Source organism: Zoogloea sp. (genome assembly GCF_017302315.1).
Taxonomy (GTDB): domain Bacteria; phylum Pseudomonadota; class Gammaproteobacteria; order Burkholderiales; family Rhodocyclaceae; genus Zoogloea.
This window is the reverse complement of sequence record NZ_JAFLDT010000009.1, coordinates 78,784-93,204: the sequence shown is the minus strand read 5'-3', so window position 1 is coordinate 93,204 and position 14,421 is coordinate 78,784. Positions and strand designations below refer to the sequence as shown.

Annotated in this window: 15 protein-coding genes; 9 read left to right on the top strand and 6 right to left on the bottom strand. The window is 66.6% G+C overall.

Features of this window, described 5'->3' with window-relative positions:
• From J0L98_RS05290 to J0L98_RS05275, 4 genes are all read left to right on the top strand, one after another.
• Positions 1 to 243, top strand: a 243-nt coding sequence (locus J0L98_RS05290) for an iron chelate uptake ABC transporter family permease subunit (RefSeq protein ID WP_296410494.1), incomplete at its 5' end; no start/stop codon positions are given.
• Positions 240 to 1,022 (top strand): ABC transporter ATP-binding protein, encoded by a 783-nt coding sequence (locus tag J0L98_RS05285; RefSeq protein WP_296410493.1) that lies wholly within the window; start codon positions 240 to 242, stop codon positions 1,020 to 1,022. The genes J0L98_RS05290 and J0L98_RS05285, both read left to right, overlap by 4 nt.
• Before the next feature lie 29 nt (positions 1,023 to 1,051).
• Positions 1,052 to 1,684, top strand: a complete 633-nt coding sequence (gene cobO / locus J0L98_RS05280; protein WP_296410492.1) for a cob(I)yrinic acid a,c-diamide adenosyltransferase — start codon at positions 1,052 to 1,054, stop codon at positions 1,682 to 1,684.
• 78 nt (positions 1,685 to 1,762) lie between these two features.
• Positions 1,763 to 2,716: a D-2-hydroxyacid dehydrogenase gene (locus tag J0L98_RS05275; protein ID WP_296410491.1), complete on the top strand. Its 954-nt coding sequence runs from the start codon at positions 1,763 to 1,765 to the stop codon at positions 2,714 to 2,716.
• Between the two features lie 4 nt (positions 2,717 to 2,720).
• Here J0L98_RS05275 and J0L98_RS05270 read toward each other — a convergent pair whose 3' ends face one another.
• The 4 genes from J0L98_RS05270 to J0L98_RS05255 all read right to left on the bottom strand — a co-directional run bounded on the left by J0L98_RS05270 (position 2,721) and on the right by J0L98_RS05255 (position 5,313).
• On the bottom strand, positions 2,721 to 3,083 hold the full coding sequence (locus J0L98_RS05270) for a c-type cytochrome (RefSeq protein WP_296410489.1): 363 nt from the start codon (positions 3,081 to 3,083) through the stop codon (positions 2,721 to 2,723).
• Positions 3,080 to 3,658 carry a ferritin-like domain-containing protein gene (locus J0L98_RS05265; RefSeq protein ID WP_296410488.1) on the bottom strand — a complete coding sequence of 193 codons (579 nt, stop codon included), beginning with the start codon at positions 3,656 to 3,658 and terminating at the stop codon, positions 3,080 to 3,082. The genes J0L98_RS05270 and J0L98_RS05265 overlap by 4 nt, the downstream gene beginning before the upstream one ends.
• Before the next feature lie 150 nt (positions 3,659 to 3,808).
• The gene (locus J0L98_RS05260; protein WP_296410487.1) at positions 3,809 to 4,639 is read right to left on the bottom strand and encodes a cupin domain-containing protein; all 831 of its coding nucleotides are present in this window, start codon (positions 4,637 to 4,639) and stop codon (positions 3,809 to 3,811) included.
• A gap of 2 nt (positions 4,640 to 4,641) precedes the next feature.
• On the bottom strand, positions 4,642 to 5,313 hold the full coding sequence (locus J0L98_RS05255; RefSeq protein WP_296410486.1) for a sigma-70 family RNA polymerase sigma factor: 672 nt from the start codon (positions 5,311 to 5,313) through the stop codon (positions 4,642 to 4,644).
• Positions 5,314 to 5,583: 270 nt separating this feature from the next.
• On the opposite strand from J0L98_RS05255, the gene J0L98_RS05250 reads away from it, so the two are divergent.
• On the top strand, positions 5,584 to 6,444 hold the full coding sequence (locus J0L98_RS05250) for a DUF3034 family protein (protein ID WP_296410485.1): 861 nt from the start codon (positions 5,584 to 5,586) through the stop codon (positions 6,442 to 6,444).
• 16 nt (positions 6,445 to 6,460) lie between these two features.
• Positions 6,461 to 6,895 carry a group 1 truncated hemoglobin gene (locus tag J0L98_RS05245; RefSeq protein WP_296410484.1) on the top strand — a complete coding sequence of 145 codons (435 nt, stop codon included), beginning with the start codon at positions 6,461 to 6,463 and terminating at the stop codon, positions 6,893 to 6,895.
• Between the two features lie 9 nt (positions 6,896 to 6,904).
• Here J0L98_RS05245 and J0L98_RS05240 read toward each other — a convergent pair whose 3' ends face one another.
• A complete protein-coding gene (locus tag J0L98_RS05240) occupies positions 6,905 to 10,264 on the bottom strand; it encodes a DEAD/DEAH box helicase (protein ID WP_296410483.1) in 3,360 nt (1,119 codons plus the stop codon).
• A gap of 211 nt (positions 10,265 to 10,475) precedes the next feature.
• Positions 10,476 to 11,282: an NAD-dependent deacylase gene (locus J0L98_RS05235; protein ID WP_296407645.1), complete on the bottom strand. Its 807-nt coding sequence runs from the start codon at positions 11,280 to 11,282 to the stop codon at positions 10,476 to 10,478.
• Between the two features lie 119 nt (positions 11,283 to 11,401).
• Here J0L98_RS05235 and J0L98_RS05230 point away from each other — a divergent pair, with 119 nt between their 5' ends.
• The 3 genes from J0L98_RS05230 to J0L98_RS05220 all read left to right on the top strand — a co-directional run bounded on the left by J0L98_RS05230 (position 11,402) and on the right by J0L98_RS05220 (position 14,409).
• Positions 11,402 to 12,211: a class II glutamine amidotransferase gene (locus J0L98_RS05230; RefSeq protein ID WP_296410482.1), complete on the top strand. Its 810-nt coding sequence runs from the start codon at positions 11,402 to 11,404 to the stop codon at positions 12,209 to 12,211.
• 126 nt (positions 12,212 to 12,337) lie between these two features.
• Positions 12,338 to 12,781: an HIT family protein gene (locus tag J0L98_RS05225; protein WP_296410481.1), complete on the top strand. Its 444-nt coding sequence runs from the start codon at positions 12,338 to 12,340 to the stop codon at positions 12,779 to 12,781.
• A gap of 17 nt (positions 12,782 to 12,798) precedes the next feature.
• Entirely contained in the window at positions 12,799 to 14,409 is a 1,611-nt protein-coding gene (locus tag J0L98_RS05220) for a hypothetical protein (protein ID WP_296410480.1), read from the top strand.
• The last annotated feature ends 12 nt before the right edge of the window (positions 14,410 to 14,421 follow it).

Below are 14,421 nucleotides of genomic sequence, written 5' to 3'. Positions count from 1 at the left end.
GTCACCACCGTCGGCTCGGTGGGCTTCATCGGCCTGATCGTGCCCCATCTGGTGCGCCTGGCCATCGGCAACGACCAGCGTCTGCTGCTCCCCGCCGCCACCCTGGCCGGCGGCGTGCTGCTGTGCGCCGCCGACACCGCGGCACGCACCGTGGTCGCCCCCATCCAGCTACCGGTGGGGGTGCTCACCGCCCTGATCGGCGTGCCGGTGTTCCTGTTCCTGCTGGCCCGTCACCCCCGATGAAGATGGATGCCCGCCCCCCCGTGCTGACCACCGAACGGCTCACCGTTCAGGTGGGGCGCCGGGACGTGTGTCGCGAGCTGGATTTCAGCCTCCAGGCCGGCGACACCCTGGTGATCCTCGGCCGCAACGGCGCCGGCAAGACCACCCTGCTCCACACCCTGGCCGGCCTGCGCGATGCCGCCCGCGGCGCCGTGCTGCTGTCCGGCCAGCCCTATGCCGCCTGGCCCCGCGGCCATGAGGCCTGCCTGCGCGGCCTGCTCGCCCAGAGTCAACCCGACTTCTTCAGCGCCACCGTGCTCGAGACCGCCCTGGTCGGCCGTCACCCCTACCTGGGCCGCTGGGACTGGGAAGGGCCGGACGACGAAGCCATCGCCCTGGCGGCCCTGGCACAGATGGGCCTGGAGAGCTTTGCCGCGCGCCAGGTGCCTACCCTTTCCGGCGGCGAGCGCCAGCGCCTGGCCATTGCCGCCCTGCTGGTCCAGCAGCCGCGCCTCTATCTGCTCGACGAACCCCTGGCCCACCTGGATCTGCACCACCAGGTCGCCGTGCTCGATCATTTCCGCAGCCTGGCCGCCAGCGGCGCCGGCGTAGCCATGGTCCTCCATGACATCAACCTCACCGCCCGCTACGCCAGCCATGTGCTGCTGCTCGATGGCGAAGGCGGCCACGTGATCGGCCCGGCGGCCAAGGTGCTCACCACTGCGCGCCTGTCCGCCGCCTTCGGCCACCCCCTGCGGGCCATCGCCGATGGCGAACACACCCTGTTCGTGCCGGTCTGAACCGGCCACAACCACACCCGAGAGAAGCCATGAGCGCACCCGATCTGAACGCGACGTCCACCGAGGAAGAGCGCAACGCCCGCCACAAGGCCCGCATGGAACGCAAGAAGGCCGTGGTTGACGCCGCCATCGCCGCCGCCACCGACACCCGCGGCCTGCTGCTGGTGAACACCGGCAACGGCAAGGGCAAGTCCAGCGCCGCCTTTGGCGTGCTCGCCCGGGCCATCGGCCACGGCATGAAGGTGGGCGTGGTGCAGTTCGTCAAAGGCCGCTCCGACACCGGCGAGGAAGCCTTCTTCCGCCGCCAACCCGAGGTGAGCTGGCACGTCATGGGCGACGGCTTCACCTGGGACACCCAGGACCGCAGCGCCGATATCGCCAGCGCCAAGGCCGGGTGGGAACAGGCGCGGCGCTTCCTGGACGATCCGGAGATCGGCCTGGTCGTCCTCGACGAACTCAACATCGCCCTCAAGTACGCCTACCTGGACCTGGCCGAAGTCCTCCGCGACATCAACAGCCGGCCCGAGCTGCAGCACGTCATCGTTACCGGCCGCGGCGCCCCCGAGGCTCTGATCGAAGCCGCCGACACCGTCACCGAGATGGGCGTGGTCAAGCACGCCTTCAAGGCCGGCATCGCCGCCCAGGCCGGGGTGGAGTTCTGAGCCGCCTGCGGTAAACCCGGGTTCTGCCAGGCCCCCCGGGCGCGCTAAGCTTGGGCTCTTCCCGCTCCAGGAAGCCCCATGCACCGCATCGTCACCCTCGAAGCCGGCGCCCTGACCGCACAGATCCGCCGACCAAGCTTTGCCCACGAGTGGGTGGAGTTCGACGCCACCCGCCAGGATGAGGTCGCCGAGCGCCTGGCCGGAGCCACCATCGCGATTGTCAACAAGCGCCTGCTGACCGCCGACATCCTGGCCGGCCTGCCGCAACTGCAGATGATCGCCATCGCCGCCACCGGCTATAACAACATCGATCTGGAGGCCTGCCGGGCCCGCGGCATTGTCGTCTCCAACGTGCGCGGCTACGCCCGCCAGACCGTACCGGAGCACGTCTTTGCCCTGGTGCTGGCCCTGTCCCGGCAGATCGGCCCCTTCCACCGCTCGGTGGCAGCCGGACGCTGGCAGCGCAGCGAACAGTTCTGCTATTTCGATTACCCCATCCGCGACCTGGCCGGCCAGACCCTGGGCATTCTCGGCAGCGGCACCCTGGGCGACGGCGTCGCCCGCCTTGCCGAGGCCTTCGGCATGCGGGTGATCCGCGGCGAGCGCAATGGCGCCGACAGCGTGCGCGCGGGCTACGTTGCCTTCCCGCAGTTGCTTCGCGAGGCCGACGTGATCAGCCTGCACTGCCCCCTCAACGACGCCACCCGGCACATGATCGGTGCAGCAGAGCTGGCCGCCATGAAGCCCGGCGCCCTGCTCATCAACACCGCCCGCGGTGGCCTGGTGGATGAAGCAGCCCTCGCCGAGGCCCTGCGCCACAGGCAGATCGGCGGCGCCGGCTTCGACGTGCTGAGCGAGGAGCCACCCCGGGACAATCCCCTTCTCGCCCCCGATTTGCTGGACGCGGGCAACTTCATCCTCACCCCCCACGTGGCCTGGTCCAGCCGGGAGGCCATGCAGGCCCTGGCGGACCAGTTGATCGGCAACATCGAAGCCTTCGCCGCCGGGGAGGCGCGCAACCGGGTGGCGTGAGACGCTAGCGATTACGGCTCAGATACTCGACGATCCGCCGCCGCTCCTCCGCGTCGCCAACCCGGAAGTTCATCCGCTGCCCCGGCACCAGGGCTTCCGGATCGCGCAGCCAGCGCTCCAGACTCTCCTCGGTCCACACGATCTGTGAGCGGGCGAGCGCCGGGGAGTAGGCAAAGCCGGCGATGCTGCCCGCCTTGCGGCCGAGCACCCCGGCATGGCGCGGCCCGACCCGGTCCGCGGCGAGGGCGTGGCAGCCACCGCAGCGCGCCTCATAGAGGGCGCGGCCCGGGTCGGCGTCATCGGCCGCTCGGGCAGGTGCCGCAAGCACCGCCAGGCCGGCCAGGGCGAGGCACAGTGCGGGCTTCATGCGCCGAAGCTCAGCGGCTTGGCCGGCAGCATGCGCCCCAGCGCGGACGACAAGGCCGTCCAGTGCATGGTTTCGTCGGCGGCGAGGCGCCCAGCCACCTGGGCCAGCGCTGCCTCCTTGAAGGACGGGATCACCCCCAGGTAGGCGTTGGCGGCGCCCAGTTCCAAGCGTGTGGCCAGGGCCAGCACATCAGCCTGACTTTTCAGCGTTCCGGCATTGAGGGCCTTGGCATAGTCGTCGAGGGATCGTTCCATCACCGGTTTGCCGCCCATCTTCTCAATGGTGGCGATGAGCGCGTCCCGGTGGCCCTTGTGATGGGACTGGAACAGCACGGCCACATCGAGCACCGGCTTCTGCAGCAGGCCGCTGCCGGCGCCGAGCTGGTAGGCGTTGATGGCCTCGTGTTCGAGGCCCAGGGCCACGTTGAGGATGTCCACGTCCTTGCCCATGTCGCCAGGGGCGGCAGTGGCAAGATCGGGGCGCCCGGCAAGCAGGGCGATGGCGGCGGCAGACAGGGTGGCCTTGCCGGAGATGGACAGGAAGTTGCGGCGGGCGGGAAGGGCATTGGCGGACATGGTCGGACTCCTTTGACGGTGAGGGGTGAACGGGTGCTTCACCTCCTCTACGCAGCCCGCAACGACCTGGATGCAAGCGCCAAAGCGCTGCGGGCCGGGTGCCGCACCGGAAAGTGCAGTCACCCGGCCCGCAGGGAGCGGATACCCGCTTCAGGCGGCTGGCCGGCTCGCCGAACGCACGAAGAGCAGACTGCCCACATCACTGCTGAAGGGGGGCTGCGACACACCGTCGGGGGCGAACTGGTAGTCGCCGGTGCGCAGCAATCTGTCGCCGGCAAAGGCTTCGCCTTCGATCACCAGGCATTCGCTGTCCAGCGGCGGATCGCGGAAATCGGCGCGGGCACCCGGTGCGAGATTGAGGAGCAGGGCGCGTTGCCGCCCGTCGTCATGCAGCAGCTTGAGACGGACGCCGGGCTGGCGTTCGGTCCATTCCCCTTCGTCACGATGCACGGTGAGGGGAGCCTGCCCGCGGCCGGGAAGCAATGCGCTGATCACGTCCCGGGCGACTTCCATGCCATGGCCGATGGGCGTGCCGCGCAAATAGAGCAGTGCTCCACCGCTCGAACGCACCACGCCATGGCGACTGCCGGAACGGGCCAGGTGATAGTCGCCGACGCGGACGGTGATGTCGCCCAGTTGGGCCTCGCCGCGCAGGACAACACATTCCTCGTCTTCATGGTGACGATGGAAGGGGATCGCCGCACCGGGCTGCAGTTCAAGCAACACGGACCGGGCATCACCGCACAGGCGCTTGACGCGAACCCCTGGCACCAGACGGCCCCACTCGCCTTCGTCAAGGCGCACATGGATGAAATCCGCACCGGCTGCACGGCTGGCCCGGACACGGGCGAGCAGGCGCTGCTTGAGCGCATCGGCGCGCTCCGGAGACAGGGCAACGGGGGAGACGGCTTCGAGCAGGCCGTCGCGCACATCGCGGGCGCCGGTCGGATCGTCGGGATCAAGCATGTGTTTGTCGTTCATGATCACGCAGTGCTCCTGTCGATGTGTGCGGTCAGCGTTGCACGTAGACTCAGCAGCGCACGCCGGACATGGGATTTGACGGTTCCGAGGGGCAAGCCTGCATGCTGAGCGACTTCCTCGTGGGTCAGACCGCGGAGGAAGACCAATGCGACCAGCTGGCGCGGCACCGGGTCAAGGGCCGCCAGCGCCGCGTGCACCCGCGTGCTGTCCTGGCAGGCCGCCAGGAGGTCGGGCGGGTCGCCACCGCCATCCTGGGGTTCGACCTCCAGCAGGGTATGCGGTTCGGGGTGGCACAGGGCCGGGTCGGCCCGGCGCAGATGGTCGAGGGCACGGCTGCGGGCAATGGTCAGGATCCACGCCAGCGGCCGGCCGCGGGCCGGATCGTAGCGCAGCGCCTGGCGCCATACTTGGAAGAAGACGTCCTCCACCACCTCCTCGGCAGCCACCGTATCCCGGACGATACGCAGGACGATGCCATGCACCCGGCCACCGGTAGTGTCATAGAGCTCGGCCAGGGCATCCTCGTCGCCACCTCCGATGCGCTTAAGGCATCCGGCCAGTTCGAGGTCTTCGGGCGCAGCCCATCCGCCGCGCTGGCACGCGTCCGCGGCGCCAGCAAGGCTTGGCGGCGGCGCGGTGCCGGGCAGGATCACCGGCTGCAGGTCCTCGGTCATGGGCATCGCTCCTTGCTGTGACAGGCATCGGGGGCCATTTTGGATGTCTCCGGGAGTGGATCGGGACGCTGAGCGCAAGGGTCGCAGGGCAACACGAGCGGCAGCGTGTTCCTGCATTACGCAGCCGGCAGCGCGGTGGATGCAGCCGCAGCAATGCAGGGTCGGCAGACCCGTCTGCATCCGGATTGCCACACCCCGCGTAGTGAGGGGGTGCGGCGGACCCCGTCGGGGAGGCGCCGCCCACTTCATCACCTTGGGAGGCACATTGCCATGCACGTTATCAAGAAACTGACCCTCTTGCTCGCCTGGGGCGCCGCATTGCCGGCCCTCGCCGGGAGCGACAAGCTGCTGCTCACGGGCGGCGTCACCCAGCTGGAAGGCGCTGCCGGCGGCGGGCTGACGCCCTGGGCGGTGATTGCCGGCTACGGCACCCGCGACCAGATCGGCGCCAACGCCTTCTACACCGGCGTGTGGTCCCAAGACTACGGTCTGGCGACGGGCGGCGTCGCCGTGGGCCTGTGGGATCGCCTCGAATTGTCCTACGCCCGCCAGCGCTTCAACACACGTGACGTGGGCGGCGCACTCGGGCTGGGGAACGGATTCGCCTTCAATCAGGACGTCTTCGGGGTCAAGCTGCGGGTGCTCGGCAATGCGGTGCTGGAGCAGGATAGCTGGCTGCCCCAGATTGCCATCGGCGTGCAGCACAAACGCAATGACCAGGGGGCGGTGCTGCGGGCCATTGGCGCAAAGGACGATCACGGTACGGACTTTTACGTCAGCGCCACCAAGCTCTTCCTGGCCCAGAGCGTGCTGGCCAATGCGACCCTCCGCCAGACCAAGGCCAACCAGCTGGGGATTCTGGGTTTCGGGGGTGACAAGCGCGACGGTTATTCGACCCAGTTCGAAACCTCTCTGGCCTACCTGGTCCGCAAGGATCTGGCGGTGGGTGTCGAGTACCGCAGCAAGCCGGACAACCTGAAGATCGCCCGGGAGGATGACTGGTACGACTTCTTCGTTGCCTACCAACCGATCAAGAACGTTTCGGTGACGCTGGCCTACGCCCATCTGGGCAACATCGTCATCAAGGACAACCAGCGCGCACCCTACCTGTCTTTGCAGGTCGGCTTTTGACCCGAGGAGCACCCCGATGAAAACCCGCCATTTCATTACCGTTGTTGCCACCTGTGCCGCCATGGCCCTTCCCGCGGCCGGTCACGCAGAACCGGATCTGTCCACCTTCCAGGCCTTCGGTGAAAAACCGGGGCTGGTGAAGATCATGGATGACTTCATGCTCAGGCTGCTGGCCGATCCGCGCACCCGCCCCTTTTTCGAGAAGGCCGACCAGGCCCGGGTCAAGGCCCAGTTGGTGGATCAGATCTGCGCCGTCCTTGAAGGCCCCTGCACCTACGGCGGTGCCCCGATGGGGCCGCTGCACGCCGGGCTGGGCATTCGCGAGGCGGATTTCAATGCACTTGTGGAAGATCTGCAGAAGGCCATGGATGCGCAGGGCGTTCCCTTCCGGGCCCAGAACAAGCTGCTGGCCAAACTGGCCCCGATGCATCGCGAGATCATCACCCGCTGAGCGCGGGTTTCAGGCCTTGGCGGGGCGTCCGCGCTTCTTCGGCGCCCCGTCGGCCTCGCCCGCTACCGGGGGCAGCGGCGCAAGCAGGGCGCGGATGTCGTCTTCGCCGAACTTGACCGTGCCCTGGTGATCCTCTTCGAGGATGCCGGCGGCGAGTTCGGCCTTTTTTTCCTGCAGGCCGAGGATCTTCTCTTCAATCGACCCGGCCACCACCAGCTTGTAGACGAACACCGCCTTCTTCTGCCCCAGGCGGTGGGCCCGGTCGGTGGCCTGGTTCTCGACGGCCGGGTTCCACCAGGGGTCGTAGTGGATCACCGTGTCGGCGGCGGTGAGGTTTAGCCCGACGCCGCCGGCCTTCAGGCTGATCAGGAAGACCGGCACCTCCCCGTCCTGGAACTGGCGGATCGGAGCCTCCCGGTCCTGGGTGTCGCCGGTGAGGGTCACGTAGTCGATGCGCCGGGTGGTGAGTTCGGCGGCGATGAGGCCGAGCATGCCGGTGAACTGGGAGAACAGCAGCACCTTGCGGCCCTCCTCCACCAGCTCCGGCAGCATGTCCATGAGCAGGTCGAGCTTGGCCCGCTCCTTCACCTTGGCAGCGGCGTCGGTCTTGATGAGGCGCGGGTCGCAGCACACCTGGCGCAGCTTGAGCAGGGCGTCGAGGATGACGATCTGGCTGCGCGCGAAGCCCCGGGCGGCGATCTCGTCGCGGACCCGCTGGTCCATGGAGGCGCGCACGGTCTCGTAGAGGTCGCGCTGACGGCCTTCGAGCTCGACACTGCGCACGACGATGGTCTTGGGCGGCAGCTCGGTGGCCACCTCTTCCTTGCGCCGGCGCAGGATGAAGGGGGCGATGCGGCGGGCCAGCAGATCCCGGCGCACGGTGTCGCCATGCTTCTCGACCGGGGTGCGCCAGCGGGCGGTGAAGTCCTTCTGGTCCCCCAGAAAACCCGGCAGCAGGAAGTCGAACTGGCTCCACAGCTCACCCAGGTGGTTCTCGAGGGGCGTACCGGTGAGGCACAGGCGGTGCTTTGCCTTGAGGGTGCGCACCACCTGGGCAGCCTGGCTGGCGGCGTTCTTGACGGTCTGGGCTTCGTCGAGGATCAGGGAGTGGTATTCGTGGGCGGCCAGTTGCTCCCGGTCACGCCACAGCAGCGGGTAGGTGGTGAGGCAGACGTCGTGCTCGGGGATCTTGGCGAAGGCCTCGGCCCGGCCCGCACCGCGCAGGCTGAGCACTTTCAGGTCGGGGGCGAAGCGTTCGGCCTCCCGCTGCCAGTTGAACACCAGGGAGGTGGGCAGCACCACCAGGGCCGGCTTGCCCAGGCGCCGACCACGCTTTTCGGTAAGCAGGTGGGCGAGGGTCTGGGCGGTCTTGCCGAGGCCCATGTCGTCGGCCAGGATGCCACCCAGCTCGTGCTTGCGCAGGTGCTGGAGCCAGGCCAGACCGTCGAGCTGGTAGGGGCGCAGATCAAGGGCAAAGCCCTTGGGTGCGGCCACGGCCTTGATCTGCCCGACACCACGGATACGCTGGATCCAGTTTTCGAGGCTTGCCAGGCCTTCGGCGCGCCAGCCGTCTCCAAGCACGTCCGCCAGGCGCGGGGCGTCGAATCGGGACACCTTGAGGGTGCTGGAAGGGGTGTCGAAGAGGTCCACCAGATTGCGAGCAATGGGCTTTACGCGCTCGGCCGCCAGGGCCACGCGATCACCATCCTCAAGCTGCACCACCACCTGGGCGCTGTCGGGAATCCCGTCGATCTGCTTGGGGTCGAGCCAGCGCGGATCCTGGCGGAAGACGGCGTGGAGCATGGGCGCCAGATCCACCCGACGCCCCTCCACCTCGACCCCGAGGGACACTTCGAACCAGCCTTCGTCGCTTTCCTCGACCTTGACCTCCCAGCCACTGGCCAGCAGCACCCGGTGGCGGAAGTCCTTGGGGCAATCGATGTGCCAGCCGGCAGCACGCAGCTCGGGGGCGACCAGGGAGAAGAAGTGAATCCAGTGGGCTTCGCTCTCGAGACCGTAGAAACCTTCCGCAACGGTACCGGGACTGATCAGCCAGCCGCGCTTGAGGGGCTGGAAACCAACGCGCAGAAAGGCCTTCCAGGCGGCCTCCTCGGTGGCGAGGTCACGCTGCACGCGGACGGCACGACCATCGGGCAGACTGGCCAGCTCACTGGTGGCACCGGGTTCGAAACGGGCGTCGCCATAGGTGAACACGGGGGTGGCCACGTCGTACTCATGGCCACCGAAATCAGCCTCGTAGCCCCGGTGCTTGCGCCAGCTCCAACAGAAAAGGGAGGCCAAACTGAGGACGGGGCGACAGGGGAGTGACACCAGGGGGAGTTCGGCGGCGCGTTGCCCCTGGGGCGAGGGCAGGGCCGGCGCCACCTCGGCCAGGGCGTTGGCGATCACCGGCAGTTCGGCCGGGGCAAGGGGTGGCAGGGTCAGCAGTTCGCCGATCACGGCTCCATCCTCAAGCATGACCCGGCCAACCTCCCCTTGTACCGTGTCCACGTAGGCCAGGGGATCGGTGCGGATTACCAGGGCGGCGGCCGGTTCGGTGACCACCCGCGCCTTGATACCGTTGGCGCCCGGCACCCATTCCAGGGCACCCGCGCGGGACGACCCGCCGCGCAGGGGCGAAACCCGGCCACTGCCATCCGCCTCCAGGTAGGCTCGGCCGGTGGCCAACGCCGCTTCCAGCAGCGTCAGGCCGGACGTGCCGCTGAGGTGGGGCCAGCCATACCCGCCGGTGCGCCGGTTGGCCTCGCGCAACAGACGGAACACATTGAGGTCTTCGTCGCGCACGAAGGCGGGCGGACGCAGCAGCGCCTGCTCGTAGTTGGACCACTCCGCGGCCACACTGCTGAGCCCCCCATCGGCACCCACCTTGGCCTTGAGCAGGCTGAACTCCATCTCGTCACCCGTGGGCAGGCTGATCACCGAACACAGGTAGAAGATGGCTTCCTTGGGTGCCGCGGCCTTCCTGGCCTTGCCCGCCTTGTCGATCCGCTCACGCAGGCCCCGCGCCCAGGCGAGAACTTCGGCACGGGGCTTGTCCACCAGGGCACCCGGCCGGCGGGCAGCGAGAATGAGGGCGGCGGCATGCTTGCAGCGGTTGCCGACAGGGCAGGTGCAGCGGGTGGCCAGCTCAATGCTGCTCTGACCGAAGAACTCCCGCCGTTCGATCCGCACCGTGACCCGGTAGGGGACCGCTTCGGTCCCCTGCACCTGGGCCTGAAGCTGGTTGCCGGCCATCTCGATGTGACGCACCCTGCCCACGTAAGTCCTGGCGCGATTGAGGGCGCTGGCAGAGAACAGCTCGCCCAGGAGGGTGTCGTCGAGCTGGGCAAGTAGGCGAGGTAGATCCATGCCGGGAGCCGGGCAAAGAAAACTCACGATTCTAGGCTTTGCGGCGCTGCAGCGAAACAACCATCGGGCTGTTGCAGCAGTGGGCTCTCAGAGGATGTGAAGAAACCGTCGCGAGCGGTTCGAGTTCGCGCCGAGAAACGCAGCCGTACAAGGGTACGGTAAGCATCGCAGGGGCGAAATCGGACTGCGCAGTCGAGTTATTCACACCCTCTCAGGCGTCGCGACCACTGTCCAGGGAATAGCCGGCCGCATCCAGAATGGCCGGAAGGGCTTCGGCTGCACGCAGGCGCAGGCGAACATCCACCCGCTCGCTGACCGGCGTGCTTCCCGGGTTGATCTCGATGGTCGGGACACCGTTTTCCAAGGCCCACAAGACCGGCCCCGCAATATAGGGAAAGGCACTGCCGGTACCGACCGTGAAGATCAGATCCGGGCCGGCCGCCAGTACAGTCTGAAAACGATGCACGGCCTGGTCGGGAAGGCTCTCGCCGAACAGCACCACATCGGGCCGCAGCACACCCCCGCAATGGGGACATTCCGGCGGAATCGACAGGCCCGCGTAGTTGTCCACCTGACGGACCCGGCCACAGTCCAGGCAGCGCAGCCGACGCAGGGTGCCATGCATTTCGATGACATCCCTGGAGCCCGCCTCCAGGTGAAAACCATCCACATTCTGGGTGAGGGTGGTGACCTTGCCATGGAGCGCTTCAAGTCGGGCAATCGCGTAATGCCCGGCATTGGGCCGGGCACCGCGGCAGCTGGATTCGATCTGGGACAGGTAGCGCCAGGTGATGTCGGGTCGCGATCGGAAAACCTCTCCCGAGAGGGCCTGCTCGATGGGCAGACCCGCATCGGTGAGGGCGCCCTCGTAAAGGCCACCGACGCCCCGATAGGTGGGAAGGCCCGAATCGGCGGAAAGGCCGGCCCCGGTAATGAAAAGGATGCGCTTGGCGGCAGACAGGAGGCGACCTGCGGCAGCGATCCGGTCAGCGTATTCGGCTATGGTGGCGTTTGTCATGCTGAGTCCCTTACGGGAAAATTCCGGAGTGACGCGGGTGCATGCCTAACGGCTGCACGCGGAAAGGGTTTAATTCTGACCGCTGGAACGGTCAGCGGCCATAGGGATGCCATAGAAACATGTGCCAGCTACTTGGGATGAACTGCAATACACCGACGGACATCTGTTTTTCCTTCGCCGGCTTCCAGGCCCGGGGGGGCCTGACGGATGTGCATGGCGACGGCTGGGGTATCGCGTTCTTTGAGGGGCGTGGCGTGCGGGTCTTCCTGGATCCGAAGGCCAGTGCCCATTCGCCCGTGGCCGAGCTGGTGCGCAGTTACCCGATCCATTCCCTCAATGTGATCGCCCATATCCGCAAGGCCACCCAGGGTTTCGTCAGCCTTGAAAACACGCACCCCTTCCAGAGGGAATTGTGGGGTCGCTATTGGGTATTCGCCCACAACGGCAACCTCCTGGATTTCGCACCCGTGCTGCGCGGCGATTTCCAACCGGTCGGGCAGACCGATTCGGAGCTGGCATTCTGCCATCTGATGGAAACCCTCAACCGGGAGTTTCCCGCCGGAGAACCGCCTCGGGTCGAACTTTTCGCGGCGATTCGACGCATCGCCGCTGATATCGGCCGTCATGGAGAGTTCAATTTCCTGCTTTCCAATGGCACCTGCCTGTTTGCCCACTGCGCATCCCGGCTCACCTACATCGTGCGCAAAGCCCCCTTTGACGAGGCACATCTCAAGGACCAGGACATCACGGTGGACTTCCGCCAGCTGACGTCCCCCGCTGACCGGGTCGCCATCGTGGCAACCACACCACTTACGGACAACGAAGAATGGACCACCATCCCTCCGGGCACGCTGCTGCTCCTGGAAGACGGCGAGCCGGTGGATGCAGGGCCTGCCCACACCCGTCCATTCATTCGGGAAGCGGTGTGAACAGGAATGCCAAATTTGTCCCGAATTACAATTTCTATGAATTACGTCACATCCTGACACCAGTGAGAAATTGCGATGTATCCGGGCTAAAATCACCGGACGTTGCCAAACCGGGTCGAAACATTCATGCCGACAAGCGCCCCGAAAGACTGCCCCCTGTGTTTTCCCGAATGGGAGAACGTGCTCTGGCACGATGCAAGCTGCCGCGTGATTCGGGTCAATGATCCGGACTACCCGGGCTATTGCCGGCTCATCTGGACCGAGCACGTTGCAGAGATGAGCGATCTCTCCCCGGCAGAACAGCGGCACTGCTTCAACATACTGATGGCTGTCGAAGTGGCTGTACGGGAGTGCTTCCGGCCGGAGAAAGTCAATCTGGCAAGCTTTGGCAACATGGTTCCCCATCTGCACTGGCATGTTATCCCGCGCTACCTTGACGACCGCCACTTTCCCCAGCCCGTGTGGGGGCAACCCCAGCGCAAGGGCGGCACATCCCCCGCACCCGAGGTGGACGATGCCCGTCTCGCCCTGGCCATACGCAACGCCGTTGCCGAGCACCTTTCAGGCTGAAACCCGAGGATAGCCCCATGACGGACAGCCCCCAGAATTACACCGACCTGCGCAGCGTGGAGCAGTATCGCAAGCTGCTGAGGAATCTCCACACGCTCAACGCCACCGAGAGTCATGCCACCCTCGTGCGCATGCTCGAAGGCCTGCTGGCCAGCCCCCTGGGGCCGGAAGAGCAGCTTGAGGTCCTTGAGTCGGCGCGCCAGACCATCACTTTCGTGCAGCACGAAATGTCGTCCCGCTACGCGGCCCATCCCCTTCCCCCCGACAGCGCGGAAGATGCCACCCTGCGCCAGGTGGTACGCCTATGGACGGCCCTCAGTACTGCCTATGCCCGCCTGGGTGAAAGTGGTGCCGGCAGCGACGAGTTCCGCGCCCAATGGCCCTTGCTGGCCCAGCGCCGCATCCAGTATCTGGGGCAGGTCATCATCGAGTATTTCCGGGCCCACCGGGCAGAACCTCAAGGGTCCTGGAAGTCCGTCCATGCGGCCTACCTGGAAGCGGAGCGGACGGGAGTGGCTCACAGCCGGGTGATTGATCCCCTCAACAACACCTGGAAAGCCCAGAGCCCGGACGAGGCCTATATTGCCTTGCTGCTCATCGACCTGACCAACCCCTACGGCCGGAACCAGCGCGAACTCAACTGGATCTGCCGCTGGGCCCAACGCTTTGCCCCCTACTGCATCATGCAGCGAGAATGGGAAAAGGACGACGCCCGCGCCTACGGCCTTGACCTGACCGAGGACCATGGCTTGCGGCCAATTGCCCTGATCGGCAGCCGGCCCGGCATGCGGCGCTTCGATGGCCATCGCCTGGCTGCCCAGATCAAGGCCATGCTGGCGGAGTTCAAGCAGGGCACCACGCCTGCATCCCTCGGCCTCGGTGACGACTGTTCCCAGCCCGCCTGTGCCCGACTGCTGGTTTCGCTTTACCGGCCATGGGGCATGTCTGCCGCCGGGCGGCGTTTCCCCCGGCGCAGCAAGAAGGGCGGAAACATGATCAGCACCGACTGGGAAGCCATCGGTCTCCTTGTCTCGGGGCGTGATTTCGTTTCGCCCAACCGGCACCAGACCATGGACAGCCGCCATGACCTCAACGTCATCACCTTCGGTGCCCGGGTCGACGACGAAGATCCGCCCATCATCGACGCTGAGGCCGAAGTAAGACAGCGGGGCTTCCATCTTGACGAATGGGCGACCGTTGATCATTCGGTGTCGGGTTTCCGGCTGCAACGCAAGCACCCCGGTCAGCGCATCGAGCATCACCAGTTGGTGGGCATCAAGCCCGGTGACGGAAACCAGTATCTGCTCGGCCAGGTGAGCTGGCTCATGTATGAACCCGACGGCACCCTGATGGCCGGAATCCACCTGCTGGCAGGCCTTCCGACCACCGTCGCCGTGCGGGGAACCGGTGTTAACGTCAGCAAGCAGGAACCCTATGCCCAGGGCTTCCTGTTACCGGAGATCGCCGCGATGCGGGCTCCGGCAACCATTGTGCTGCCGGGCGGCTGGTTCCACGCCGATCGCACGCTCGAACTGCACACGGGCGAACCGCGCCAGATTCGGCTTACCACGCTGGTGGCGAGGGGAACCAACTTCGATCAGGCCACTTACGAGTTGGTTGCCACCTGAACACCTTGACTG

Coding starts and splice junctions, on each gene's coding strand:
- J0L98_RS05270 (WP_296410489.1), bottom strand. CDS start 3,083: ATGAAGCCCGCACTGTGCCTCGCCCTGGCCGGCCTGGCGGTGCTTGCG.
- J0L98_RS05260 (WP_296410487.1), bottom strand. CDS start 4,639: ATGAACGACAAACACATGCTTGATCCCGACGATCCGACCGGCGCCCGC.
- J0L98_RS05255 (WP_296410486.1), bottom strand. CDS start 5,313: ATGACCGAGGACCTGCAGCCGGTGATCCTGCCCGGCACCGCGCCGCCG.
- J0L98_RS05250 (WP_296410485.1), top strand. CDS start 5,584: ATGCACGTTATCAAGAAACTGACCCTCTTGCTCGCCTGGGGCGCCGCA.
- J0L98_RS05245 (WP_296410484.1), top strand. CDS start 6,461: ATGAAAACCCGCCATTTCATTACCGTTGTTGCCACCTGTGCCGCCATG.
- J0L98_RS05225 (WP_296410481.1), top strand. CDS start 12,338: ATGCCGACAAGCGCCCCGAAAGACTGCCCCCTGTGTTTTCCCGAATGG.
- J0L98_RS05265 (WP_296410488.1), bottom strand. CDS start 3,658: ATGTCCGCCAATGCCCTTCCCGCCCGCCGCAACTTCCTGTCCATCTCC.
- J0L98_RS05275 (WP_296410491.1), top strand. CDS start 1,763: ATGCACCGCATCGTCACCCTCGAAGCCGGCGCCCTGACCGCACAGATC.
- cobO (WP_296410492.1), top strand. CDS start 1,052: ATGAGCGCACCCGATCTGAACGCGACGTCCACCGAGGAAGAGCGCAAC.
- J0L98_RS05230 (WP_296410482.1), top strand. CDS start 11,402: ATGTGCCAGCTACTTGGGATGAACTGCAATACACCGACGGACATCTGT.
- J0L98_RS05235 (WP_296407645.1), bottom strand. CDS start 11,282: ATGACAAACGCCACCATAGCCGAATACGCTGACCGGATCGCTGCCGCA.
- J0L98_RS05220 (WP_296410480.1), top strand. CDS start 12,799: ATGACGGACAGCCCCCAGAATTACACCGACCTGCGCAGCGTGGAGCAG.
- J0L98_RS05240 (WP_296410483.1), bottom strand. CDS start 10,264: ATGGATCTACCTCGCCTACTTGCCCAGCTCGACGACACCCTCCTGGGC.
- J0L98_RS05285 (WP_296410493.1), top strand. CDS start 240: ATGAAGATGGATGCCCGCCCCCCCGTGCTGACCACCGAACGGCTCACC.